Source organism: Bacillus sp. M6-12, assembly GCF_002860285.1.
Lineage (GTDB): Bacteria > Bacillota > Bacilli > Bacillales > DSM-1321 > Peribacillus.
The window spans coordinates 22,930-48,127 of the sequence record NZ_PGVF01000009.1 but is presented as its reverse complement, the minus strand read 5'-3'; the positions used below and the strand labels follow the sequence as shown (position 1 = coordinate 48,127).

At 39.9% G+C, this 25,198-nt stretch carries 26 protein-coding genes and 2 riboswitches; of the genes, 5 read left to right on the top strand and 21 right to left on the bottom strand.

Annotated elements, in window-relative coordinates; genetic code table 11:
• Positions 1 to 61: 61 nt before the first annotated feature.
• Both CVD28_RS12000 and CVD28_RS11995 read right to left on the bottom strand, forming a co-directional pair.
• A complete protein-coding gene (locus tag CVD28_RS12000; RefSeq protein WP_101592614.1) occupies positions 62 to 1,618 on the bottom strand; it encodes a glycine betaine ABC transporter substrate-binding protein in 1,557 nt (518 codons plus the stop codon).
• Entirely contained in the window at positions 1,611 to 2,762 is a 1,152-nt protein-coding gene (locus CVD28_RS11995) for an ABC transporter ATP-binding protein (protein WP_101592613.1), read from the bottom strand. Before CVD28_RS11995 ends, CVD28_RS12000 begins: the two co-directional genes overlap by 8 nt.
• A 470-nt stretch (positions 2,763 to 3,232) precedes the next feature.
• A riboswitch (Lysine riboswitch) is annotated at positions 3,233 to 3,409 on the top strand.
• Positions 3,410 to 3,536: 127 nt separating this feature from the next.
• On the opposite strand from CVD28_RS11995, the gene CVD28_RS11990 reads away from it, so the two are divergent.
• Both CVD28_RS11990 and CVD28_RS11985 read left to right on the top strand, forming a co-directional pair.
• A complete protein-coding gene (locus tag CVD28_RS11990; protein WP_101592612.1) occupies positions 3,537 to 4,934 on the top strand; it encodes an amino acid permease in 1,398 nt (465 codons plus the stop codon).
• 156 nt (positions 4,935 to 5,090) lie between these two features.
• Positions 5,091 to 5,363: a zinc ribbon domain-containing protein gene (locus CVD28_RS11985; RefSeq protein WP_101592611.1), complete on the top strand. Its 273-nt coding sequence runs from the start codon at positions 5,091 to 5,093 to the stop codon at positions 5,361 to 5,363.
• 33 nt (positions 5,364 to 5,396) lie between these two features.
• On the opposite strand, the gene sigH is transcribed toward CVD28_RS11985, so the two are convergent.
• Positions 5,397 to 6,053, bottom strand: a complete 657-nt coding sequence (gene sigH / locus CVD28_RS11980) for an RNA polymerase sporulation sigma factor SigH (RefSeq protein ID WP_101592610.1) — start codon at positions 6,051 to 6,053, stop codon at positions 5,397 to 5,399.
• Positions 6,054 to 6,337: 284 nt separating this feature from the next.
• On the opposite strand from sigH, the gene CVD28_RS11975 reads away from it, so the two are divergent.
• Both CVD28_RS11975 and CVD28_RS28065 read left to right on the top strand, forming a co-directional pair.
• Complete coding sequence (locus CVD28_RS11975) at positions 6,338 to 6,628, top strand: hypothetical protein (RefSeq protein WP_101592609.1); 291 nt, start codon at positions 6,338 to 6,340, stop codon at positions 6,626 to 6,628.
• 70 nt (positions 6,629 to 6,698) lie between these two features.
• Positions 6,699 to 6,863, top strand: a complete 165-nt coding sequence (locus tag CVD28_RS28065) for a hypothetical protein (RefSeq protein WP_180954135.1) — start codon at positions 6,699 to 6,701, stop codon at positions 6,861 to 6,863.
• Between the two features lie 121 nt (positions 6,864 to 6,984).
• Here CVD28_RS28065 and CVD28_RS11970 read toward each other — a convergent pair whose 3' ends face one another.
• The 3 genes from CVD28_RS11970 to CVD28_RS11960 all read right to left on the bottom strand — a co-directional run bounded on the left by CVD28_RS11970 (position 6,985) and on the right by CVD28_RS11960 (position 10,748).
• Entirely contained in the window at positions 6,985 to 9,468 is a 2,484-nt protein-coding gene (locus CVD28_RS11970) for an EAL domain-containing protein (protein WP_101592608.1), read from the bottom strand.
• A 483-nt stretch (positions 9,469 to 9,951) separates the two neighbouring features.
• Complete coding sequence (locus CVD28_RS11965) at positions 9,952 to 10,314, bottom strand: ArsR/SmtB family transcription factor (protein ID WP_101592607.1); 363 nt, start codon at positions 10,312 to 10,314, stop codon at positions 9,952 to 9,954.
• On the bottom strand, positions 10,314 to 10,748 hold the full coding sequence (locus tag CVD28_RS11960; RefSeq protein ID WP_101592606.1) for an SRPBCC family protein: 435 nt from the start codon (positions 10,746 to 10,748) through the stop codon (positions 10,314 to 10,316). The genes CVD28_RS11965 and CVD28_RS11960 overlap by 1 nt, the downstream gene beginning before the upstream one ends.
• 186 nt (positions 10,749 to 10,934) lie before the next feature.
• On the opposite strand from CVD28_RS11960, the gene CVD28_RS11955 reads away from it, so the two are divergent.
• Entirely contained in the window at positions 10,935 to 11,291 is a 357-nt protein-coding gene (locus CVD28_RS11955; protein ID WP_101592605.1) for a hypothetical protein, read from the top strand.
• A gap of 132 nt (positions 11,292 to 11,423) precedes the next feature.
• On the opposite strand, the gene CVD28_RS11950 is transcribed toward CVD28_RS11955, so the two are convergent.
• The 15 genes from CVD28_RS11950 to CVD28_RS11880 form a co-directional block, all read right to left on the bottom strand.
• Positions 11,424 to 12,002: a CPBP family glutamic-type intramembrane protease gene (locus CVD28_RS11950; protein WP_142384766.1), complete on the bottom strand. Its 579-nt coding sequence runs from the start codon at positions 12,000 to 12,002 to the stop codon at positions 11,424 to 11,426.
• 239 nt (positions 12,003 to 12,241) lie between these two features.
• Entirely contained in the window at positions 12,242 to 13,144 is a 903-nt protein-coding gene (locus CVD28_RS11945; protein WP_257985843.1) for an alpha/beta hydrolase, read from the bottom strand.
• Positions 13,145 to 13,434: 290 nt separating this feature from the next.
• The gene (gene queE, locus CVD28_RS11940) at positions 13,435 to 14,163 is read right to left on the bottom strand and encodes a 7-carboxy-7-deazaguanine synthase QueE (protein WP_101592603.1); all 729 of its coding nucleotides are present in this window, start codon (positions 14,161 to 14,163) and stop codon (positions 13,435 to 13,437) included.
• Positions 14,156 to 14,638, bottom strand: coding sequence for a 6-carboxytetrahydropterin synthase QueD (gene queD / locus CVD28_RS11935; protein ID WP_101592602.1), 483 nt, complete (start codon positions 14,636 to 14,638; stop codon positions 14,156 to 14,158). The genes queE and queD overlap by 8 nt, the downstream gene beginning before the upstream one ends.
• Before the next feature lie 4 nt (positions 14,639 to 14,642).
• The gene (gene queC, locus CVD28_RS11930; RefSeq protein WP_101592601.1) at positions 14,643 to 15,302 is read right to left on the bottom strand and encodes a 7-cyano-7-deazaguanine synthase QueC; all 660 of its coding nucleotides are present in this window, start codon (positions 15,300 to 15,302) and stop codon (positions 14,643 to 14,645) included.
• A gap of 188 nt (positions 15,303 to 15,490) precedes the next feature.
• A riboswitch (PreQ1 riboswitch) is annotated at positions 15,491 to 15,534 on the bottom strand.
• A 6-nt stretch (positions 15,535 to 15,540) separates the two neighbouring features.
• Positions 15,541 to 16,038 carry a preQ(1) synthase gene (gene queF / locus CVD28_RS11925; protein ID WP_101592600.1) on the bottom strand — a complete coding sequence of 166 codons (498 nt, stop codon included), beginning with the start codon at positions 16,036 to 16,038 and terminating at the stop codon, positions 15,541 to 15,543.
• A gap of 243 nt (positions 16,039 to 16,281) precedes the next feature.
• Positions 16,282 to 16,587: a hypothetical protein gene (locus tag CVD28_RS11920; RefSeq protein WP_101592599.1), complete on the bottom strand. Its 306-nt coding sequence runs from the start codon at positions 16,585 to 16,587 to the stop codon at positions 16,282 to 16,284.
• Positions 16,588 to 16,807: 220 nt separating this feature from the next.
• Positions 16,808 to 17,008 (bottom strand): cold-shock protein, encoded by a 201-nt coding sequence (locus CVD28_RS11915; protein WP_101592598.1) that lies wholly within the window; start codon positions 17,006 to 17,008, stop codon positions 16,808 to 16,810.
• A gap of 142 nt (positions 17,009 to 17,150) precedes the next feature.
• Positions 17,151 to 17,750, bottom strand: a complete 600-nt coding sequence (locus tag CVD28_RS11910) for a response regulator transcription factor (RefSeq protein ID WP_101592597.1) — start codon at positions 17,748 to 17,750, stop codon at positions 17,151 to 17,153.
• Positions 17,747 to 18,883, bottom strand: coding sequence for a sensor histidine kinase (locus CVD28_RS11905; protein WP_101592596.1), 1,137 nt, complete (start codon positions 18,881 to 18,883; stop codon positions 17,747 to 17,749). The genes CVD28_RS11910 and CVD28_RS11905 overlap by 4 nt, the downstream gene beginning before the upstream one ends.
• A gap of 105 nt (positions 18,884 to 18,988) precedes the next feature.
• Positions 18,989 to 20,011: a fatty acid desaturase gene (locus CVD28_RS11900; RefSeq protein ID WP_101592595.1), complete on the bottom strand. Its 1,023-nt coding sequence runs from the start codon at positions 20,009 to 20,011 to the stop codon at positions 18,989 to 18,991.
• Between the two features lie 468 nt (positions 20,012 to 20,479).
• Entirely contained in the window at positions 20,480 to 21,244 is a 765-nt protein-coding gene (locus CVD28_RS11895) for a TetR/AcrR family transcriptional regulator (RefSeq protein WP_101592594.1), read from the bottom strand.
• Between the two features lie 107 nt (positions 21,245 to 21,351).
• The gene (locus tag CVD28_RS11890) at positions 21,352 to 22,608 is read right to left on the bottom strand and encodes a GNAT family N-acetyltransferase (protein ID WP_180954134.1); all 1,257 of its coding nucleotides are present in this window, start codon (positions 22,606 to 22,608) and stop codon (positions 21,352 to 21,354) included.
• Positions 22,605 to 23,441, bottom strand: a complete 837-nt coding sequence (locus CVD28_RS11885; protein WP_101592818.1) for an alpha/beta fold hydrolase — start codon at positions 23,439 to 23,441, stop codon at positions 22,605 to 22,607. The genes CVD28_RS11890 and CVD28_RS11885 overlap by 4 nt, the downstream gene beginning before the upstream one ends.
• Positions 23,399 to 25,153: a M3 family oligoendopeptidase gene (locus tag CVD28_RS11880; RefSeq protein WP_101592592.1), complete on the bottom strand. Its 1,755-nt coding sequence runs from the start codon at positions 25,151 to 25,153 to the stop codon at positions 23,399 to 23,401. The genes CVD28_RS11885 and CVD28_RS11880 overlap by 43 nt, the downstream gene beginning before the upstream one ends.
• Between the last annotated feature and the right edge of the window lie 45 nt (positions 25,154 to 25,198).

Genomic DNA, 25,198 nt, shown 5'->3' with positions numbered 1-25,198 from the left:
GTATGTATGTCCAAACAGGACCACAAAAAGAGGATGCCCTCCGGGGAGCATCCTCTTTCCTTTATTTTATTAGACCTTTTTTCTTTAAAAACTCCCTCGCTACATCCCGGGGTTCTTCTTTATCAAGGTCTACCTTTGCGTTCATTTCTGCCATTTCTTCCTCGGATATTTTATCCCCCAGCTGGTTTACGACATCCTTCAGTTCCGAAAATTCCTCCAAGGCTTCCTTGCGGACAACCGGAGCCGCATAATACGGCGGGAAGAACTTTTTGTCGTCCTTTACGGTTTTAAGGTTAAAACGGACAATCCTGCCATCCGTCGTAAATGCTGGAATAGCATCAACTTCGCCTTCTTTTACTGCAGTGTACATTAGATTTGGATCAAGACTTCTTTTTTCATTAAATTGCAGATTATATGTTTTAGACAAACCGGGGAAGCCGTCTTCCCGTTCATAAAAATCTGTAGGCCCGCCAAATGTGATCTGAGAGGCAATGGGAGCCATTTCAGATATCGTCTTAACCCTCAATTGCTTGTATGTTTCAGGATTAAAGGCAAGGGCGTATGTGTTTTCAAATCCAAGCGGCTTCATCCATTCTAAGCCTAGCTCCTCGCTGTAGCCTTTTTTCACTTTCTCATAAATCGCATCCGGAGTATCATCCGGATTATATTTTTCCTTTAATATCGTCATCAAGCCTGTTCCAGTATATTCTACAAAAATATCAACATCACCGTTTTCCGCAGCCTGGGTCATGATTGGTGTCTCTCCAAGCCCTTCCCGAACCTCGACATTATAATCTGTTTTTTCCTTCACATATTCAGAGATTATGTAAGGCAGTATATACTGCTCGGTAAATTTTTTCCCTGCAACAACGACGGTGTTATCTTCAGCTCCTCCTCTAAGTCCAAAAAACAGCAATAGTGCTGCAACTGGGACTAATACAAGAGAAGCTTTTTTCCATGAGAACTTCTTCCCTGACCTGGGATCTGTTGCCACTTCAATCCGTTTTAAAATAAGATCAATCACTATAGCCAGAACAGCTGCCGGGATGGCACCTGCAAGCACAAGCTCATTTCTGGCAGTCGATAATCCCCTGTAAATAATATCACCCAGTCCGCCTGCACCGATAAAGGCTGCCAGCGTTGCTACCCCGATTGTCAGGACAGTAGCAGTGCGCAAGCCTGCCATTATAATTGGCAAGGCGAGCGGGATTTCAATCATCCTCAGAATTTGATTTTTAGTCATCCCCATACCGCGTCCAGCTTCGACAGCTGATTGTTCCACACCTGTAATACCGGTATAGGTGTTTCTCAAAATTGGCAGAAGGGCGTATATCGTTAGAGCAATAATAGCCGTGATATTCCCAATACCAAATAACGGGAGCAAAAATCCAAACAGCGCTAAGCTAGGAATTGTTTGAAAAATTGATGCTACACCTATGATTGGTTCTGCAAATTTCCTTCTTCTCGCAATAAAAATACCTAACGGAATAGCGATAAGCGTTGCGAGTACAATGGAAACAATCGATAAAAATAAGTGCTGCTGCAGCGCTTCCAGAATTTCGCCCCAGCGGGTTCTAAAAATATCAATTAACATAGTGAAAAAATTTTGATCATTCAATTGCAGCAGCTCCTTCCACAGGAACTGGCGGAGTTATTTTCATGCCTGCCAAGCCCCTCATCATAGTTGAACGGGTAATAAGCCCGACTAATTTTCCATTTTGAAGAACAGGAATAACCGAAGCACCGCGGGCAAAAATTTCTGCAACATCTGTATACGGACTTCCCGCTTCCACTGTTGGATAATCGGTTGCCATGATGTCAGCTAGGGTTTTCTCTTCTTCAGCATAATGGCGTTCGACATTCTCAATCGTTGCAATTCCAAGCAATTCATTATGCTGGTTCGTTACTAACAAGCTATCGACTTTATAATTATTCATTGTTTTTAAAGACTGAGCCAGTCCTCTTGTGGGCCTTGCAGTTATAACTCTCTTCAGCATTAATTCTTCTGCTATCGGGACAGCATTTTCACCTGACTCGAGTCTGTCTTCGCCAATAAACCCTTTGACAAACTCGTTCTTAGGGTGGCGCAGAATTCTTTCAGGAGTATCAAACTGGACGATTTCCCCATCCTTCATAATAGCAATCCGATCCGCAATTTTAATCGCTTCGTCCATATCATGGGTTACGAAGACAATGGTCTTCTTTATGCCTTCCTGCAAATTGACCAGTTCATCCTGGAGCTGCTCACGGCTTATCGGGTCAAGTGCGCTGAACGGCTCGTCCATAAGAATGATTGGCGGCTCTGCAGCCAATGCACGGATAACCCCAACACGCTGCTGCTGCCCTCCGCTCAATTCAGAGGGAAAACGAGATTTATATTCTTCAGGGTTTAAGCCTACTAAATTCAGCAGCTCATCGACCTTGCTTTCATATCGCTTAGGTTCCCAGCCCTTTAGTCTTGGAACAAGCGTTATATTCTCCTCTATTGTTAAATGCGGCAAAAGGCCAATTTGCTGGATAACATAGCCGATGTTCCTGCGTAACTGGACCTTGTCCATATTGGAGATATCCTCGCCCTTTATTAATATCTTCCCGCTGCTCGGCTCGATCAGCCGGTTAATCATTCGCATTGTAGTGGTTTTTCCGCAGCCGCTGGGACCAATTAATGCGACCAGCTCACCTTCTTTTATCTCAAAATCAATGTCTTTTAAAGCAACAAACCCATCTGGGTATTTTTTGCCGACATGCTGGAATGTGATCAAAAAAATCGCCTCGTTTCTATGTACTTGCTTACTAACATATAGTTTTATTATTCCCGCAAGTGAAATATTTACCTATAAAAAAATCATTGTGATAAGATTCACAATTTGTAATAATACTTAGAAAACACACATTTTTTTTTGTATAACCTGAATTATTTCAAAAAGTGTCATACATATAATTGCATAATTCTTTGCCAGGATATTAACTAAGGGAAAAATCAAGTTTTCATGATGCTGATTGAATTCATTTTTCCCTCCTCCTTTGTTGTAAATTAGCCAGTTAGCAAGCTATATATTGCTTACCCTTCTGATTTCTCTTTAAACATCCCATTTTTATGTAAAATCACATAAAAGCTCTTTTTAAAAGATTTTTGATCACTGTTTTCATCATTTACCCTATTAAATTCTTCCATTTGACTTTTTAATTGAATCATCGTATTCTTATTCAGGTAATTGTATAAAATCAGCTCAGGTGAGGTAGTGGTCCCGATCATGATGATTAGTTTGAAGGAGAGTCAGGGAACTTGATGATTTCAAATGAAAGGATTTATCGCCGAACCGCCGCAGTTCTCTGGCTGTGGCAGCTGGGACTGTCCAGATAGGTACTGGACTATCATGGCAGCTGCCATTGATGAACTATCCTTATTTTCTGATTCGGTTTTTAAGGGCACGCCGATTTTCTGCGTGTGTTTTTTTATGTGTTTTTTTGGAAATTATAAAGATAGTCTCCTATATTGAGCATCAAGAGGATAACTGGAAGGGAGAAATGAAAATATGGGTAATAGCAGTAAACTCGGTTTATGGATTTTAACTGCCTTGGTAGTTGGAAATATGGTCGGGTCTGGGATTTTTATGCTGCCGCGTTCTTTAGCTGAGGTTGCCAGTCCGGCGGGAGTAATGTCTGCATGGCTGGTAACAGGTTTCGGGGTCCTTATGATTGCACTTGTATTTGGAAATCTTGCTATAAGAAAGCCGAAGCTGACCGGGGGCCCTCAAATCTATGCCAAGGAATTATTTAAGCCCGGCAGCAATGCATCTATCCTATCGGGCTTCATGGCATCATGGGGTTATTGGATAGGAAATTTCGCGGGTAACATTGCAATTATAACAACTTTTGCCAGCTATTTAACAACTTTTTTCCCTGTATTAACAAATCAGGCTGGACTCTTTACAATTGGCGGATTTACTTTAAAAGCAGGGAATGCTCTGACATTCATTGTTTGTTCTGCACTGTTATGGAGCACACACTTTATCATTCTGAAGGGTATTGAAGGGGCTGGAAAACTTAATTTTGTTGCGACAGCAGCAAAGGTTATTGGATTCTTTTTGTTTATCATAATTGGTTTGTTTGCATTCCAAAAAGCAAATATAATTCCTTTTGTTGCGCCAAGATTCAATGAGGCCGGACAGGCTATTAGTTTTTACGGACAAATAAATAATGCTGCCGTTACTACACTTTGGGCTTTTGTCGGGATAGAATCAGCAGTGGTATTCGCTTCCCGTGCCAAAAAACAAGTGGATGTAAAAAGGGCAACCATTCTCGGATTACTCATTGCACTTGCCATCTACATTGGCATCAGTACATTAGTTATGGGCATGTTAAACCAGGAGGCGCTGATTGCTTCAGAAAAGCCGCTTATTGATGCCATCACTACCGTTCTTGGTCCAATCGGCGGAAAAATCCTTGCCTTAATTGGATTGATTAGTTTATTTGGATCAACTATCGGCTGGGTAATGCTGAGCGCAGAGGTTCCTTACCAGGCTGCCAAGCAGGGGCTGTTTTTACCTTCCTTTTTAAAGGTTAACAACCAAGGCACACCAGCCTTCTCGCTGGTATTAACTAATATCCTTGGCCAGTTATTTATATTTTCAACTATCTCTAATACAATTTCTGCGGCCTTTGATTTTATTATTTACATTGCAACACTTTCATACCTTGTTCCCTATTTCATTGCGTCAGCGTTTCAGCTTAAACTGGTTGTGACCGGAGAGTCTTATAAAAACTCCAGAAGCAGAATAGCTGATGGTATAATTGCAATCCTTGCAACGGTTTATTCCATTTGGGTCATTATTGCCGGAACAGCAGATATAAAGACCTTTATGTTTGGGGTAGTCCTGCTCGCCAGCGGAATCTTCTTTTACAGGCGTGTTAAACCATCTGCAATCAGCTAGCCAACGAATTAATTAAAGTATAATGAACCGGCATGAACTTTCATGCCGGCTTTTTCATTCAGAAATTCTTTGATAATCCTTATCTTGCTAAAGATTATATTGAATATGCTACATGATTAATTTACAGTTGTAATAGATTATAGGAGGGTAAACTTTATGAAAAAATATAAAAACTGCCAAAGCTGCGGAATGCCTTTATTAAAAGATAAAAAAGGCGGAGGAACAGAACATAACGGTCAAAAAAGCAACCTGTATTGCAGCCATTGTTATGTAAACGGTGAATTCGTCCAGCCCGCGCTTTCGGCAGCCGAAATGAAATTGATTGTAGAGAATAAAATATGTGAATCTGGTTTTCCAAATTTCGTTGCTAAACTTTTCACAAGGAACATACATAAACTTAAAAGATGGCAGGGGCACCAGCAAGGATAAAGCTGTTGGTTTCCCCCGTCCTCCCAAATAACATTAATGTACTAGCTCTCTCATTTCGAGATACCGTTCCAGCTTTCTTTTGATTCGCTGCAATGCGTTATCAATGGATTTCACATGCTTGTTTAACAATTCGGATATCTCTTGATAAGATTGGCCATCCATATATAACTTCAAGACACTTCTTTCTAAATCACTAAGCAATTCTGACATTTTCATTTCCATATCATCCGTTTTTTCGCGGTTTATAAGCAATGTGACGGGATCCGTTGCTCTGGTTCCGGAAATGATGTCTAATAGCGTAAAATCCGACTCCGCATCATAGATAGGCTTGTCCAGTGAAACATACGAATTAAGCGGTGTGTGTTTTTGCCTTGTAGCTGTTTTTATGGCCGTAATCATTTGTCTTGTTATGCAAAGCTCTGCAAACGCCTTAAATGATGTAAGCTTGTCTTCCCGATAATCCCGGATGGCTTTATATAGGCCAATCATGCCTTCCTGGATTATGTCCTCTTTATCCCCGCCGATTAAGAAATACCTACTAGCCTTCGCCCGGACAAAATTCCGATATTTATGGATTAAAACCTCTGAGGATTCAACATTTCCTTTTTGAAACATTTGCACTAAAATTTCGTCTTCCATTCCAGCATCATTGTCAATCAGTTTGACGCAGAAGTTTACATTCACTTTCATCCCTCCGCCAAATACAGTGGATTTTGTTGTTAATTGCAGATACTTTCCGTAAGCTTAATATTATGATAAAAAAAGCTTTCTGGAAATTAACAAATATCGACTATTGTTTACATCCACTAGCTTAAAAGATTCAGAACACAGTAATCACGTGATCGCTTTACGCACATCTTGTCGGAAAACAAAAAGATATGTCGAAATTTATTTCTGTGACACCCGCTTTTTCCGCATAAATACTCTTTGCCGGGTGAAACTACCATATGAAAATAATAGCGGAGGTGCAGACAATGAAAGAGATATTACAGGAGGTCAAGGATGTATTGGAAAGATCCTTTGATAATCCAAATGAAGAAGATTTGGATTTCTGCCTGGAAACTTTAATGAAGGCAAAGGAGTCTGCCGGCCAAAAAGAGAAAATGTTCGAAAATATTATAAATGCCGTCACACATGCAAAACATGCCCAGGCAGAACTTGAACATGCAGGGACTCCTTCTGCTTCCGCAGCTTACGGACAGGCATACCGTGCACTCGACAAAGGAATTGAATCATATATTGATCCGAATAATGATCCATTATAGTTACTTATTACGGTTTTCCGAGCTGGCTTCTGCAGCCAGCTCCCTTTACCATTTTAGGAGGTATAGCTTTATGGCAAAAGGAAAAAAAAAGGAGCCACAGTTCCAAAGCGGTGAACTCCTGGAAGAAAAGCTAAAAGGCCTTTACGCACTCGATCCTGAAACAAGTCTGCTTTCAGTGAACTTCGCTACAACCGAAAACCCATATCTTAATGAACATTATAATGAAGACAAATAAAAAAATAAAAGGCTGGACTTCAGGTTGAAGGCCAGCCTTTAATCTTAGTTTCATTTTTATCCAAAAAAACAGGCAATTCGTAATAGATTTCTTATTCTTTATGGTTTTTCTCTTGCTTACTTTAGTTTAAAGCCGGTTCATAAACGATTCGTATGATGTTCTGAAAAGCATTAGCTCCATTATAGGTAATGGGAGCAACCGTTGATTCAACGTTTATGGATTGATTATCAAGACGGATGATTCTCGTTTTTATAGGCTCTATTGGCTGGTGGTTTTGCTGAATCTGATTTAGCCGTTCTTTTACATCAGCAAGATTCTCAGGATGGATAAATTCCAGCAAAGATCTCCCGATTATCTGTTCATCCCGGTCTGCACCAACTAGCTTTACTCCCGCTTGATTAATATACTGTATTACTCCATCCTGATGGACCAGTATAGTGTCCGGAGCGATTTCAATTAACTGCCGGTATCTTTCTTCACTTTCCTGAAGCTTTTTTTCGACCTGCTTCCGTTCAGTTATATCCACACACGAGGCTACAACCTCCACTACCCGGCCCCCTGATTTAATGGGGCTTAAAGCCGCCAGATAATGGATCCCATTGTTTTCGCCCTCATATGTAACCCTTTCACCTTCCCAGGCTTTCTGATAATATTCATGCTTCTTTTGTGCCATATTGGCAGGCAAGACATCAAATATGGTTTTTCCAATCAGTACTTCCGGGGAAAGCCCAATTCGGTATAGGAGCTCCCCATCTGCTAGAGTATGGACGAATTTATCGTCCTGCTGCTTATATTTAAAGGTCATTCCCTGCTGCAGCTTTATTGTATCCTGCAGACTTTGTCGGGCAACCCTCAATGACTCCTCTATCCACAGCCTCTCATTTAAGGACTGTGGTACTCCCAGGTTTGCTAATGAATTTTTAATTCCTGGCAGTTTTTCCAGCAGACTTTCCAGGGGGAGCGGCTTGCAAATGAAGTAGCCCTGCACTTCATTGCAAAAATGCTGCTGTAATAACAGCAATTGATCCATTGTTTCAACGCCTTCTGCATTGACACGCAGCCCCATGTTTTTTGCCATCGCAATAATCGTTTGCACGATGGTCGCGTCATTTGAATCCTTTAATGATTCTCCGACAAAGGATTGGTCAATCTTTAATTTATCAATAGGAAACTTTTTGAGATAAGCAAGAGAACTATACCCAGTTCCAAAATCATCAATGCTGATCTTTACTCCCAGTTTTTTCAGCCCATTAAGAATTTTTATGGTCCTGCTTACATCCATCGTCATGCTTTCCGTTATTTCCAGTTCTAAATAACGGGCATCAAGCCCGCTCTCCTTCAATGCACCTTGGACGACTTCTACTAAATCATGCTGGTAAAATTGAAGTGCCGATAAATTCACGGCAACCGCCAGCCGCGGCAGTCCCATATCCTGCAGTTCTTTAGTTTGTTTGCATGCGGTATAGAGCACCCATTTGCCTATTGGGACGATCAATCCTGTTTCTTCTGCCAGAGGGATGAATTCTGCAGGTGAAACAAATCCCATTTGCGGATGATTCCATCGAAGCAGAGCTTCAATACCGGATACCTCTCCAATTTCCAGATCGATCTGCGGCTGATAATGAAGAGTAAATTCTTCACGTTCCAGGGCTTTATGTAACTTTGTTTCCATATCAATCAGAGAGTATGCCGCTGATCCAATTGATTCAGAATAAAATCTATAAGTGTGTTTGCCTTCCTGTTTTGCCTGATACATCGCCAAATCAGCTAATTTAATGTAATCTTCAGCAGTAGAACTCCTCCCGACATCACTAGACAAACAAATGCCAATACTGGCAGAAACATATATTTCATGCGGATTTAATTCAAATGGCGTATCTAAATGACGAATCAATTCCTGGGCTACCAGCTCAGCCTCTAGCCTGCCCGCATTAGGCAATAGCAGGATAAATTCATCTCCTGAATGGCGAAAAAGCATTCCACAAGCTAAATTCTGCACCAATCGCTGCACTACTTTTTGAAGCAGCAAATCTCCCAGCAAATGGCCCAGGGAATCATTGATGACTTTAAACCGGTCCAAATCTATGAAAAGGAGCGCAAAATGGTTTGGCTGAAGAATTTCATTATTCAAAGACTCGTAAAGATGCCTGCGGTTTGGCAGTCCTGTAAGTTCATCATGATAGGCTAAATGCTTAATGTTCCTCTCGGCCATTTTTCGCTCAGTAATATCCCGGCCAATAACAATCAGCCCATTGCGCTCCCCGTCATCATGAAAAAGCGGGACCTTAATGACATCAAATATCTTGCATGAGTTATCTGGCTGAGGAATGATTTCTTCCCCTCTTGAAACCTTGCCGGCTTCCCAAACCTTTTGATCCTCTTTTTCGCAAAATAACAGGGCATCCTTAAAGAAAGGTGAATAGACTGCTAATTCAGAATCTGTCTTCCCTCTATACGGAACATTTTCAAGCTGAAAAAGCCGCAGTGAAAAAGGATTGGTAAGCAGCCAGCGTCCTACCCCATCCTTAAAACAAATAAAATCGGGCATTTCTCGAATCAATGCTATCATTTGCTGTGTATGTTCTTCTATTTTAACCTGGTCCATAGCTGGTCTCCCTATTATCAATTGCTTTTTTACTTGTGTTTAAGTTATTTCACATTTCTAATATCGACCTCATGCTAATCTTTTAAAGTAAAAACAACCGCCATTTTAGACTATTATTTAACCGATTTCAGCTGCCTGCCCGATTACCCTTCTAGAGTGAATACAACTATATCCATTTCATTTTTACTTTACTGTTTTGAACTAAAAGAAACCATTACCTATTTATATTCCTAAAATTACAGCTTTTTCCTTTAATCACAAGGAAAATGTTTATTTAACTTCCATTACCAAATGAAAAAATGAAAAGGATAGCCGATTTGGTGAATAATTTTCGCAGTTTAATTATGTAGATAAATCGGGGGCTTTCTTAAGGAGGAATAAATCAATTCACACTCAAAATAAGCAAAAATAGAAATAATCACTAAAAAGGGGTTCGGAATAAGAGCATTCCGAATCCCTTTTATCGGATAAACGTTGCCCATCTTAATTTTCATTGTTCCTGAATTCTTTTTGTTGACACTCTTTTTTTGAATGATCTTCGACTATATGCTTTAGCATGGATAGTTTGTTATCCCAGAATTGGTCGAAGAAGGAGAGCCATTCTTTCAGCTCCAGCAGCGCTTCAGGCTGAATCCTGTATCTCGTTTCCCTGCCTTTTTTGGTGGCATCGACAAGCCTGCTTTCAGATAAAATGCGCAAATGCTTTGAAACGGCTGTACGGCTCATTGGAAAGTGCTTGCTAATTTCAGTTACTGGCATCTCTTGATTAGCCAGGAGCATAAGAACTTCTCGCCGGGTAGGATCGGCAATCGCCTGAAATACGTCATGCTTCTGTGCTTCGGCCATTAATCCTCAACAACTTTACGGAGCTTATTATGAACAAGCGGTTCCCAGCCATTTTCCATTGTGTTTCTGACATCGTTTTGTTTTTGTTCTGCTCCTGGAATAATCTCATCAGCAGCTCCCCATCCGGAATGAACCAGTGTAAATTCCGTTTTTCCATCAAATTCTTTTAGTTCAAACGAAACGTGCCATCCGAAAACGTCCCAGGAAAAAACAAGCTTGTTGGGCGGATCCATTTCAAGTACCTTACATGGTGATGGCCCAAACGGCCCCTGCAAATGAAATTCTGCGCCTTCTTCAGGCTGAAAATCGTTCGGCATAAACCACGCAGCAATTCCTTCGGAAGTAGCAACTGCATTCCACACCTTCTCGATCGAAGCATTAAAAATAGTTGTTTTCCTGATATCCGGAAGTGTTTCATTCATCTTCTCTTTCATTAAAGTGACCTCCATAACGGGTTTAAAATGAAACCAATTGGTTTCCTTATTTCAATATATACAACCAATTGGTTTCATGTCAAACTGTTTTTTAAAAGAATGTTTTAATATATAACCCGTTTGGTTTAGCAAATTGTTAGATGGGAATTAAAGAATCAAGCACAACAAAAGCAAAGGAGGCTTATTATGAAAAAACAGTTGAATAAAATCGTTGATAAGGCAAAAAAAACATACAATCAAGCAACGGCCAATATAAAAGAAAAGCTATATGACATTTCAGATACTCCTTACGCAACTGTTCAGCAATTGGCTCAATATGTTCGGCAGCACCCGGAAACGATAATTTCAGCCAAGGAATTTTTAGGAACAAGATTTTATTTTTATCAGCTCGAAACGGACCAAAATTTATATTATTTAGAAACTAAGGAAACAAAAATCTTACAGCTGGACGTCCTTACAGAGAAAGCAGTGGCCCTTTCCTATCGATCATATCGAGATAAATACACTATGAATACTCCGATAAAAATAACAGGTCTCATTTAATGATTTTGTCACGTTCAAACGCCAAATGTTTTTCACGGGATTGCTGTCCGTAATATTTTATTTTTCCCGGGAAAAAGTTTTATAGAAAAAGACCGGCCGCACTTTTAGTTTGCGGGCCGGTCTGTTTTCCGATTATTTTACAATGGGAATTGCAGGTTGGAACCTTTGGTTATCTCGATAAGTTAAGTACACAAATAAAAACATTGTGAAAGCAATTATGGTTGATAGCCAGTTATGTAAAAAATTAGTGTTTGAATTCATTTCAAATAAAATAAGTCCATCACCGGCATTTCCAGAAATTCCGAAAAATAACCCATAAACCACGTTTAACCCAAGATGAATCCCAGTGCTTACCCAAATAGAATCTGTTTTATAAAAAGCAAAGGTTATACTGAGTCCTAACGCGATTGAAAAGATAGTATTGTTGAAACTAAAGCCCTCATTCCATATATCATCAAGCGAATAAACGGCTACGGCAAATATCATGACAAAGATGAATGGCATTCTATCCTTGAAATAATATAATAGGAGCCCATTGACAATCATGTCATTTATAAGCGATCCGAGGCCAAAGCCGACAAATATCACAGCAACTGCCAACAAGCTTTCACTAAGCGGCTTCATTCCATTCCACTGAAAATCCCCCAGCAAAAAACGCAATGAAAAGAGCACCGCCCATGCAGAGAATCCTATTGCAAAACCTGTAAACAAATTCTTTTGCCATCCTTTAAAAAAGTGCAGTCCATACATTATTAACCCTTTTTGGTTTAATGATTTGGACACCAAATACGCAAAAGGAAAGAATACTAAAAGATGAAAAAATCTCACAATGTCATTCATTGAAAATATTACAGGCAGTAAATTAAAATATAAAGATAGAACAATATAAGAAAAAAGATACGAAATAGCAAGTTTCAAGTGTATACTTCCCCCTGCAGGTTTTGTTGATTCTAATGTTTAAAATCGCCGGTTAATTCAGGATACAAAAACTTAAAAACCTCAGGAACTCTTTGTCGAAAGAAATTATAATGATGTTCTGCATCCTCTATAATATCAAATCTGGTGTTTATTATTCTCTCCTTCAATAATTCGTATACCGCTTTATTGGAAGAAAGGAATTCATTATTAATATATGTATCTTCCCTTGCTTCTACAGTCCCGCAGTCAAGGTAGAATCTTTCAATGGACGATAGGTCTGAGCGCCTGATAAGGTTTTCTATGTCTTCCTGATTGCGCCAAAAGGCAGAAGAAAAGACTGCAACTTTCGCAAAAATTTCCGGATATTTGCAGGCAGCAAAACTAGTGATCAGGCCGCCTAACGAAATCCCAGCCATGGAGGTCTGATCTGGAAGTGTTCTGTACTGTTTGTCGATAAACGGCTTTAATTCATCTGTGATAAAATTCAGATATGCCTCACCCCTTCCGCCTAAAGTTCTGTCTCCTCCAAGTTTTGTACTATATTCACCGTTCTTCCAGGGGCAGTATTCGTTCACCCGCTCCTGGCCTGCAGTATTCAAATCAATGCCCACTACGATGATCTCCAGCTTGGTTTCATCAAGAAAATTTTCAAGTCCAAGAGAAACACCGCCTCCAACTGCACTTTCATCACGGAAAACATTTTGTCCGTCATGCATATATAATACAGGATAACGCTTTTCTGCTTCACGATAGTTTTGGGGCGTATAAACTCTGATAGTCCGATCTTGATTAAACTCTTTCATGTGGATAGGGAAAATTTCCAGCACACTGCTTCCGCCTTTCGCTTCTATGGATACCAATCTAGTAAAATAATAACATTTATCATCAAAATATGGGATTTCTTTTGCCATCGAAGATTGCGTTATTTGACTCAAATGAGCATCATAATAAGCTAGTTGACCGAACACCATAAAGATGTTGTACCTGTTCCACTCAAAATTAATTTCTGTGGAATACTAAATTATTTTTCCAAATTCAAATTTATTAGTCCAAACGGGCGTTTTATTTAGTGAAATGAAAATAGGGCGGAAAATCAAGATTTCTACCCGCCCTTTTAGTGAAGAATTCTGTTTATTAAGGAAAATGAAAAAAGGTATCCACAAGTTCAACTTGGGATACCCCTATCTTAAATCAATCGATTTCAGGCATAAACTGTTTTGTAAGATTACACTCCCCGTTTATTGCCCCACACAAATGTATGAAGCTGAGGGAGAACTTTGATATTTTTTAATTCATCATCCAGCATTGCCTTATCAATTAACCACTCGTATTTTGTAAGCAGCCTGCTGATCAGCATTTGGTCGTCAGCAGTTAAGCTGTCATCATTGCCGACCTGCAGGAACATTGGAACATCTGGATAACGCTGATGAACTCGTTTCGCAAATAGATAGTCCTCATCGTTGAATACCACTACCTTCAAAGAAACATTTTGATTCATAGAGCGTGACTTCAGATTGTCCAAGATTGTATTCAGAATGTCAAAGTTTGTGATCATTCCTGAGCTTGGCGGCTTGGGAGAAATCGTTAATTCATCAATCTCGTAAAACCAATCCTGCCATTTGCTTCCCTGTGTCTCCAGACAAACTTTGATATCGTTTTGCTTCAATATTTCTATTAGACTATCTAAGTTTTTCAAAAGCGCTGGGTTGCCGCCAGAAATGGTAACAAAGGAAAATGCGTTTCCTCCTAGGCGCTTTAGTTCTTCCCATATTTGTTCCGGCTCCATTTGAATGATACTGTCTTTTCCGGTGCCATCCCATGTAAAAGCCGAATCACACCATGAGCAGGAATAATCGCAGCCTGCCGTTCTGACAAACATCGTTTTTTGGCCAATAACCATTCCTTCTCCTTGAATGGTCGGGCCAAAAATTTCCATAACCGGCAATTTACTCACTTTCCATCCACTCCCGTCTGGCTTCCGCATAGGAGGTAGGCGTTTCATACAGGCGGACGAACTCAACTCTTGCTCCTGAGTAAGTCTGCTTTCTTTCTTCCTGCTGCAGCGCTTCATTCATTTTTTCATAAATCCAGACAACAATGTTTTCAGCTGTCGTATTCATTGCTGGCAATGTTTCATTGAGGTATCTATGATCAAGAAAAATTTCTATTTCTGATTTCCAAATTTCTTTAATATCTCCAAAATCGATCAGGAGGCCACGTTCATCAACAAACCCGCTCAGTCCAAATATGACACGGTATGTGTGCCCGTGAAGATTTTTGCATTTACCTTCATAACAATGCAGATGATGGGCAGCATCAAAGGTGAATTCCTTGCTGACAAGCACTCGCTTATTGTGATATTTTAATTGTTCTTTTTTAATATCTTCGTCCATCTTCTGTAGTTTATCTACGATGCGAAAGCCATACATATTCCTAGCACTCCCCTCGGTTTTTCAAGTAATCTTCCAATCCTTTTTGCCTTAGCTTGCAGGCTGGACACTCTCCGCATCCATCTGAAATCACGCCATTATAGCAGGTTAACGTTTTTTCGCGAACAAAGCTGAAAGCCCCAAGCTCATCCGCCAGCTTCCATGTCTCTGCTTTGTTGAGCCACATTAAAGGTGTGTGAATGACAAATGGTTCATCCATAGACAGGTTCAATGTAACATTCAATGATTTAATGAATATATCCCGGCAATCCGGATATCCGCTAAAATCCGTTTCACATACGCCAGTGACTATGTGCTTTGCACCTATCCCTTTGGCTAAGACACCTGCAAAGGACATGAATAACAAGTTTCTCCCAGGGACAAACGTAGAGGGCAGCTCTCCGTCTTCCCCATCCTTCACTTCAATGTCATCCCTTGTAAGCGCATTAGGGGCCAGTTGATTTAAAAGGGCCATATCAAGTATATGATGTTTTATTCCCAATTCCTTCGTTATATTTTTTGCACATTCAATTTCGGTAATATGCCGCTGATTATAATCAAAGGTTACAGCTTCAACCTCTGCAAAATTCTCTAACGCCCAAAATAAACATGTAGTGCTATCCTGGCCGCCGCTAAATACAACAACTGCTTTATCATTTTTCATGTAAGATTCTCCTTTAAATAAAAAAGTGCAAATGTCCGGTTTACGGGAATGAATTTTTTATTCACTGAATAAATTTTATTTTCACGGAATTAGTGCTCTTTTTCACGAAATTATCTTTTCCCGTACCCCATCCTAAAGCTTGAACAGCACTTTATGCTAAAAAAACAGCACAACTAAGAAGCAGTGCTGTTTTCTTAGTTTTTTAAAGAGGGTAGCTAAAAACCTCTTCAGTAAATATTTATCTGTTATCTACAGTTTCCGGATATAAATCATGGTTCATTAATCGGTAATCGGCCATTTTCTCATATTTCGTGCCCGGTTTCCCGTAATTGCAATATGGGTCGATGGAAATGCCGCCCCTCGGGGTAAATTTGCCCCACACCTCGATATAACGGGGATCCATTAATTCAATCAGGTCGTTCATAATGATATTGATGCAATCTTCATGGAAGTCTCCGTGATTTCTAAAAGAGAACAAATATAACTTTAATGATTTGCTTTCGACCATTTTTATTTCAGGTATATAGCTTATATAAATTGTCGCAAAATCAGGCTGCCCTGTTTGCGGGCAAAGACTTGTAAATTCCGGGCAATTGAATTTTACGAAGTAATCCCGATTTGGATGTTTGTTATCAAATGATTCCAGGACTTGCGGAGAGTATTCAAACAAATACTTTGTCCCCTGGTTCCCTAATAATGTTACTCCTTCTAGTTCTTCCGGTTTTCTTCCAGACATAATAAAAGCCTCCTATAATGAATCGTGTCATAAAGAAGGCTCATAGCAAACGGATGATCTTTGAAAAATAAAAACCATATCCAAGGCAGGATATGGTTGATAGCATTATCAAAGCCATAGTTTTTTATAGAGGGTATCTGCTATGAACCTCTTTTCGAATACAAGTTTTATTTAGTTATACATCCTTTTAACTATATTTAATTTTTCTTAAAGTGTCAACAACATCTTCTTTATTTTCCGTCTCTAAAAATTATTGAGCCGTTTAAGTACCTCATCGATCTTATCTGAGATGAGTTCGTACTTCCCCTCAAACATTGTTAACAGCTTAATCAATTCTCCTTCACGCATCTCCGCTTTCTTTTCGAGTCTTTCCATCTCTTCTAGATACTTCTTTTCAACCCTCTCAATTTCAGAGGTATGCCTAGCCTCCATATCCTTCATGTCTTGCTTAAATTCCTGTCTCATACTGGGTATATGCCAAATTAACAAATACAAGAAAAGAGCAAGAAAAACACCTTCTTTTGCATAATCAAAAAGAAATTGCTCCATTTTCTCCGCCCCCTTTTAAACTGCCTTCTGCCTGCAACGACTATACTATGTCTTGCATATTGTATGAATCATCTGGCAGATAAGCTTGTACAATAGACCAGCAAAAGGGGGAATCAGAATAGAATTTATTATATGGAAGCTCCTTTACAGAACGAATAATAAAGAGGCATTAAAGCAAAAAAACAGACCCGATTTCCGGGTCTGTCCGTAGGTTCTAAGGTTATGCTTTATTTACATTTGCCGCTTGCGGTCCGCGCTGGCCTTCTTCAACGTCAAATGTAACTTCCTGGCCTTCCTCTAAAGACTTATAGCCTTCACCCTGAATGGCTGAGAAATGTACGAAAACATCTTCTCCACCTTCCCGTTCGATGAATCCAAAGCCTTTTTCACTGTTGAACCATTTTACTTTTCCACGTTCCATTTTGTTGCCTCCTAGCATATCCAAAAGAATTGCAAAATTTATCTTGCTTGTATATTATTGCCCTTTTAAAGCATTTTAAAACCATTTTTTAATATTTTTTAATGGTTTAACAGCCAAAAACTAAACATTTCCTTTTAAGCAGTTATTTAAACCAGCCCTTTTCACGGGACTGGGAGATTGCTTCAATCCTGTTTTTAACCTCAAGCTTTTCAAGGATTGTGGAAATATAATTTCGCACCGTGCCCGTTTTTATATTAAGTTCGGCTGCTATTTCCTTTGTATTTTTCCCATTTGCCACAAGTTCTAGCACTTCTTTTTCCCGCTCGGTAAGAGGGTTTTCTTCGCTGTACACATCATCCATTAATTCGGGGGCATAAATCCGCCTTCCGGCCATTACACTGCGGATTGAGCTGGCTAGTTCGTCGCTTGGGCTATCCTTTAATAAATAGCCGCTGACACCAGCTTTTAAGGCACGCTGAAAGTATCCGGTACGGGCAAATGTTGTTAAAATAATTACTTTGCAGCCCTGGCCTTTTAATTGTTCTGCTGCCTCAAGCCCACTCATGCCCGGCATTTCAATATCCATGATACAGATATCCGGCTCATGCTGTTTAACCAGCTTAAGTGCAGCTTCGCCGTTACTGGCTTTCCCCACTACTTCCATATCTTCTTCCAGATTGAGAAGAGAACCCAGGGCTCCCAGAAGCATACCCTGATCTTCAGCAATTACAATCCGAATCATGATAGCCCCTCCTTAACTGTGTGCTTTACGGCATGAGGAACTCTGACTATTAAAGTGGTTCCTTCGTTTATATTAATATCAAGTGTTCCATTAACAAATTCCAAACGCTCCTTCATTCCAATTAATCCATGGCCCTTCACAAAGCTATCATTATCCACAGTCCCGATACCGTTATCCTTTACAATAATGACAATTTCTTTTCTCTTCTGTTCGATGCTGATATAGCAGCTCGTAGCCTTGCTGTGTCTGACTACATTATTGATAGCTTCCTTTAAACACATGCTTAAAATATTTTCTGTTAATGGAGGAATATTTGACACTGAAACGTCCCGTATTCCATTGAACTCTATTTGAGCCGCTTCCAATATTTGTTCAACGCGAATCATTTCATCTTTCAGCTTAACTCCCCGCATTTCTGAAACCATTTTTCTCACTTCATTTAATGCGGTCCTGGCAGTATGCTGAACATCAATCAGCTCGCTGCTTGCCTGTTCGGGGTCCTTATTAATTAATTTCCTCGCCAGGTCACTTTTCAGCCCGATCAAAGATAGCTTCTGGCCAAGCGTATCATGCAGATCACGTGCGATCCGCTGCCGCTCCTCATGCTTCACGAGCTCAGAGATCCGTTTATTTGCATCCTCTAGCTTTTCCTCCAGCTGTCCCATTTGCTTCCGGCTCCGGATAGTAAATGGAAGGAGGATTACACCGATCCAAACGATAATCACGATAGGAAGCTGCTTAATGAACATCGGCTCCTGAAGGACAATATTAAGGTTAATGGCAACGGTCGTTGTAACCAGATGAATGATGTAAAGAACCAAAAATGCTATCCGGTCTTTTATATTGCCATTCAAGTAAGCAATATAAAAGGCGAAATAAATGTAATTAAACAAACTTGCCGAAGAGACGGAAATGGCAATCAATAAGATTGTCCATACATAAACGGTCCATCCCTTGGAAAAGAAAGCAAATCGGTAGCAGATAAAGAACAGTACCGTCAGTATAATTCCAATTGTTATCTCAATCGTTGAGGATAATTGGAAAATAAAATAAAACGGAAGAATGCTCAGGATTGCCCAAATATAAGGGGATATCCCGGTACTTTTCAGCATTATCATATACCTTTTTATCATTTTACAACCTCTTTTTTCGGTATTTGATATAAGGTTCATCTGTTATTTTAACGTATATCAATAGGCCAGTAAAATCCCATATTCTTTACCGAAGAACCAGAACAGTTACTGAACTGAAATACTGCTTTTTTTACGTGTAATAGTTTTAACTTCATTGAAGCTGATAAAGTTTCTCTTTTTCTCGTCCCACAGCTTAAATTTAAGTGATTCCAGGCTTGCAGCGATTGTTAAAGTCGGCGCATGCTGCAGGGGCACGCTATTATTATGTGCCTCTTCCAGCTTGTAATTTGGTACCCTTGGACTTAAATGGTGAACATGGTGAAAACCAATATTCCCTGTCAGCCATTGAAGAACTTTCGGAAGCTTGTAGAACGAGCTTCCCTCTACCGCTGCTCTAACGTATTCCCATTCGTCATTTTTTTCATAATACGATTGCTCAAATGTATGCTGAACATAAAAAAGCCAAATGCCGGCAATACCGGAAATATAGAAAATTGGGCCTTGTACTAATAAAAAAGACTTCCATCCAAGCAAGTAGCTGAACAGCCCTATCATTACCACAATTAACAGGTTAGTAAGATACGTGTTCATACGTTCCTTGCTTCTTGCACCTTTCCTGTTAAAACGATTCGAAATAAGGAAAACATAAATAGGACCTAAACCAAACATAACAAAAGGATTACGGTATAGACGATAAACCATTTTAAGCCACAGCGGCGCTGTCAAATATTCATCTACCGTAAGAACCCAGATATCTCCTGTACCCCGTTTATCCAGGTTACTGCTTGTTGCATGGTGTACAGTATGCTCATGTGCCCATTTTGAATAAGGGAATAATGTAAGTACACCTGTTATGGTGCCAATAATTCTATTTGCTTTTCGGCTTTTAAAGAACGAGTGATGGCAGCAATCATGGAATATGATAAAAATCCGAACCAAAAATCCCGCTGCAATGATTGTCAAACCTAAAGTAAGGAAATAAGAAATTTCTAAGCTTTGATAGGCAAGAAACCATAAGAATAAAAAAGGAATGATAGTATTAAACAGCTGTTTTAAACTGTCTCCTGTAATGGAATGTTCATACGGCGACATTTCCTTGCGTAATGCTTTTGCGTTGTGTTTGGTCATATTACAAATTCCTTTCCTCTATTTAATTACATAAAGTATAGTGAATCAGAATCTAGCTTTGCAGACATACATGTCATATAGGGTATATGATAAATGTCATATAAGAGTAACGTCTGGCATATAAGGCGCTGCAGTTAGGCAGCTGCTAGTTAATAAAGTTTTACCATCCTAAAAATCAACATGAGTTTATACTTCCAACCTATCCATGGAAATAAACGAAAATAGTTTTCTCCAAATGCTAACACTATAAAGGCGGTGTAATCTAAGCTAAACGGTACAACTTCCTAAGAGAATTTTACATTTTAATTTAATTTATTTTTTACGCCGAACAATCGGCTTAGCTCCGGCAATTTTCCTAAAAAAAATGCTGTCTCATAGACAGCACCTCCTGGATTATTTAATTTTTAAAGGAACGGCCCTCCTATTTAATTCAGAAAGACTGTTCCTTTTTCAAGTTTTAAAGCTGTATTAGAATAGCAAAGGGGGAATTTTATTTGGCCCTGAGCCTATAATATTCAAATCCTGGTATATACTGGCTGAAACAGCGACATGTGGGACTTTAGCAATATCAGGGGATGATGCGGACTGCTCGGAACTGCTCGCAATTGTGCTATTTTCCCCGTTCTTTACTCCTTCGTTAAACATCCGCTGCATTTGCAGCAATATCTCTTGCTGAGGATAATCCTTGTATACGGACTGCATCAAGAGACCATCTATCATGGTCCAGAAAAGATCCGCATATATTTCCGGTTTAATATGAGAGGAAACCTCTCCTGACTGCTGTCCATCCTTCAAAATTCCAGCCACAAGGCTGATAAAATATTCATGGCGCCTTTTTGTTAGCAAATCATTAATATGTTTGTGCCTTGAAGAATAAAGCTTAAATTCAAAGCTTACCAGCATTTTTCTTACCTCTTCATCCCCTGCAGGAAAATTTGGAGCAAGGTAAAGCTGGAACAAATAATTGACTTTTTCAAAAGAGCTCTTAAGCTGGGCGACCTCTGAAGTGATTTTTTCAAAGGATTGCTTTGTCTGCCGGCTGATCATTTCAACGTATATATCTTCTTTGCTTTTAAAGTATATATATATGGATCCTTTGCTGATGCCTGAATGGGCGACAATATCATCAATTGTAGAATTTTCAAAGCCTTTATTGGCGAAGCATACAAGCGCACTATTTAAGATTTCTTCCTTCTTTTTTTCACGGTATGCTTCTGATACTACTGGCGGCATATGATCCCTCCGATATACAGGCTTTCAAAAAAGACCGGTTAGTTTATATGAAACATTACTTGACCCAATCTTTATTGCATGCTTCCTATGATCTATTCCATTAAATTTTAAAAAGCAGACATACATATTGGTTTTTCGTGATTGATAAAAATTTTATGCAGTGTGTGTGCATGATCCTTGCTGCTTATCTTTAATTTCCCGTAATTATATAATTTTTGGACATCCGCTGCCCCTATCAGCAGGGATGATAAATCGGCTACATTCAATTCAGCCTCAAAATCAGCGGTTTCCGAATCAGAAAGCCTTAACTGTCCGTTAACCAGCTTAACTGTAAAAGTCTGTTGGCCCTTCAGCATAAAGGAGTCTTCTATAGTAAGTTTAAAGGTGGCCGTCTGGCTGTTAAAATCAAAGCCTTCCATCTGGCTGAAAAACTTTTCTGCGTTAATAATCCGATACATAATTCCAACACCGGCTGAGAGGATTTCATGATAGACGCTTGGAATAATGTTGTTGGAGCCATTTCGGGGGTCACCGAGCAGATATTCCAGGGAATCATCCTGTGTTTGGAGTGTTACTCTTTGAATTTGATCCTGCTGGCTATGGAGAAACGCACATAGCTTTAGCAATGATTCGGGAGATTCATATATCATTTCCTTAATCACAATATTAGTCGTTAAAAAATTGCGTTCACTCATCTTTTTAAACGCAAACAGAAGATAGCCTTTAAGCTTTCCATTTTCGAAAAAACCGACAAGCTTATGATCAGGATTCTTAAACATCACATCCATATCATAACCTGTCTTAATAATCATTCCATGGACAGATTCTGCATACTGATTGTAGCAATCACGAATCTCATCCTTGTGGGAAGCATCCAAAAACACGAGGCCCTCCCTTGATACTTCGTTGGGAAAGCTTGCCAGCTCGGCATGGTATTGATTCATCTTAGTGCCATAACCAAATCCCATTTTTTTATAAAAATCAGGGCGGAATGGATACAGCATGACCAGTGAAACTCCTTTTTCCTTAAAATAAGCAATGAAATACCCGACAAGTTCCTTGGCTACTTTTTCTTTTTTGTGCAGAAGGTCTACAGCAACCTGCCCAATCCCGCCTGCATCGATTATTTTGGAAAATAAATTCATCTTAAAATAATGAATTCTCATCCCGCCAAGCAGTTTTCCGTCGCGGAACAAGCCAAAAAAATCAATTGTTTCTTCAGATTCTTGAATTTGAATTAAGTTTTTTGTGAATTTTTCCTTAAATTCGGGAGTATTTTGCGTCACACCAGGATAGGCATTGATAGCTATATCCGCAAATAATGGCATCTCTTCATTAGTCAGTTTCCTGATTATACTATTCATTGGCTGCACCGCCCAAAGAAATTTCTGATTTTTTGCATCATTATATCCGGCTGTTCGATTACGGTCCAGTGGCCGCATTCGCTAATGACTTCCAGCTGGGCATGTGGTATGTATTGCAGCAGCAGATCCTGCAGCATAGCCGGAGTGTTGATATCGTGTTCACCCTGAGCAACCATTATTGGTATCTCTTTCAATCTTTCTAACCTGTCTGTTAGATCATAATTCAGCCCAATATCGTTGCCCAAAATTGCATTTACTGCTTCATTGCTCTTGGTTGCAGTTTTCTTGCTAAGGTTTTCTCTGGAGTAAACATAGTACGGGTCAATTATGCTGAAAATTTCCTGTACATCTATTTCTTTATTATTCAGCTTTTCGACCATCATATCGAGAAGATGTTTGTCTTCTAAGGTTAACCTGTTTTCCAGTTCTTTTCCGAACCCAAGATATCCATCCTTTGTTGCTCCTACAGCTGCAGTCAAAAATAATTTATCTGCCTTTTTCGGATATTTGGCTGCATACAAAAGTCCCAGCATAGATCCCCAGGATTCACCTACCAGATTCAACTTCTCAATGCCCAGCTCCGCTCTCAATGCTTCAAGAGTTTCCACTTCTTCATCCATTGTATAGGTATCTTTGTCTTCAGGCTCCTGCGATTGGCCGCAGCCTCTTTGATCATAAAAAATCAGTTGGAATGTATTAGCCAGCTCCTCGAGATGCGGCAAAAAGTAACGGTGTTCGCCGCCCGGACCCCCGTGAAGGAAAACAAGCGGAGTCCCTGCTCCCAACATTTTCACATAAATATCCAGGCCTCTAACATTAAAAAACTTCTCCATATTACTACCCCCCCCGTACAAATTTTGTTATCTTCCACCGCTTCAAGCCACCCGTCTACTTCCCTCAGTACAGAGGCAATACTGCCCTCTTCAAAAGGCGAATCCAAGTTTACTAGTTTCATAAGCTCTGTGAACGATTTGCTTCCGCCAAGTTTGCATAGCAGCATATAATCTCTCCAGGCGTTTTCCTGATCTTCCCTGGAACGTTTCCAGAACTGCATCGCACAGATTTGGGCTAGAGCATAATCAATAAAATAGAAAGGATCGGTATAAATATGGATTTGACGCTGCCAGTATCCTCCGCTTTCCAGGTATTCATTGCCGTCAAAGTCAAGGTAAGGCAAGTAAGCTTTTTCGATATCCTTCCAGGCAGTTTTACGCTCGGATGGCGACCAATCCGGGTTTTCATAAACAGCATGCTGAAACTCATCGACTGCGCATCCATATGGGAGGAAAAACACCGATCTGTTTAGATGGGCAAATAAATACTTGTCGGCTTCTTCTTTAAAAAAGTTTTCCATCCATGGCCACGTAAGGTATTCCATACTCATAGAGTGAATTTCACTTGCTTCATATGTCGGCCAGTAATATTCTGGCTGCCCAAGATTTCTGCTTTGGTAGACCTGGAAGGCGTGCCCTGCTTCATGGGTGAGGACACGAATATCATCCGCACTGCCATTGAAATTAGCGAAAATAAAAGGAGATTGGAATTCAGGAAGATAGGTGCAATATCCACCTCCTGCTTTCCCTGCTTTTGCAGTTAGATCCATCAGCTCACGATCAAGCATGTGCTGAATAAATTCTCCTGTTTCAGCAGAAAGTTCCTGATACATTTTCTTCCCCTGCTCCACAATCCATTCTGATGATCCTTTAGGGACTGGATTTCCAGAGGAAAACATAATTTCATCATCAAAATATTTTAATTCATCAAGGCCCAGCCTCACCTGCTGCCTTTTCTTTAACCTTGTGGCCAAAGGCACAGCATGTTCCTTCACCTGCTGTCTGAATGAAGCCACCATTTCTGCACCATAATCTGTTCGGCCTAATCTCGCATAAGCAAGCTCCGTAAAGTTTTCAAAGCCTAGCTTTCTGGCAATAACCGTCCTGATTTTTACAAGCTTGTCATATATATCATCCAACTGCTCTTTATGCTCCTGATAAAAGCTAAACCGGGCTTCACTGGCTTCTTTCCGTATGTTCCTGTCTGCGGATAGTGTATAGGGGTAAATTTGAGAAATCGTTCTTTCTTTTCCATCAAAAAATATATTTGAAGAGGCTTCCAGCTGGGTGTACTCAGATACCAGCTTGTTTTCTTGCTGCAGGTCCTCAATCACATCGGCTGAAAAGGTCTTCAGCTTTGTTTCAGCCAGTGCAAATAGGTGTGCTCCAAATAATTGTTCCAGCTCCGAACGGAATCCTGATGCTAATAGTGTTTTGTAATAATCTGTTACCATGCCGGCAAAAAGCGGCGCTGCTTCATCCCAATAATCTTGTTCCTTCTTATAAAATTCATTAGCCGTGTCGCCCGTATGCCGTATTATACAGATTTGCATCATGGTCTCCACATGATTCCGGATCCCATTAATTTCTTTGATCGCTTCTCCCTGGGCTTTCGCTGTACTCGATTGATTAAATTCTTGCAGGGCATCTGAAATACGGGCTGCTATTTCATCTAAATCCGGCCGCTGATATGGATAGTTCTTGGATTTCATTTTGAATCACTCTTTCCAAGTTTATTGCTATGGATTTTTGCAAAG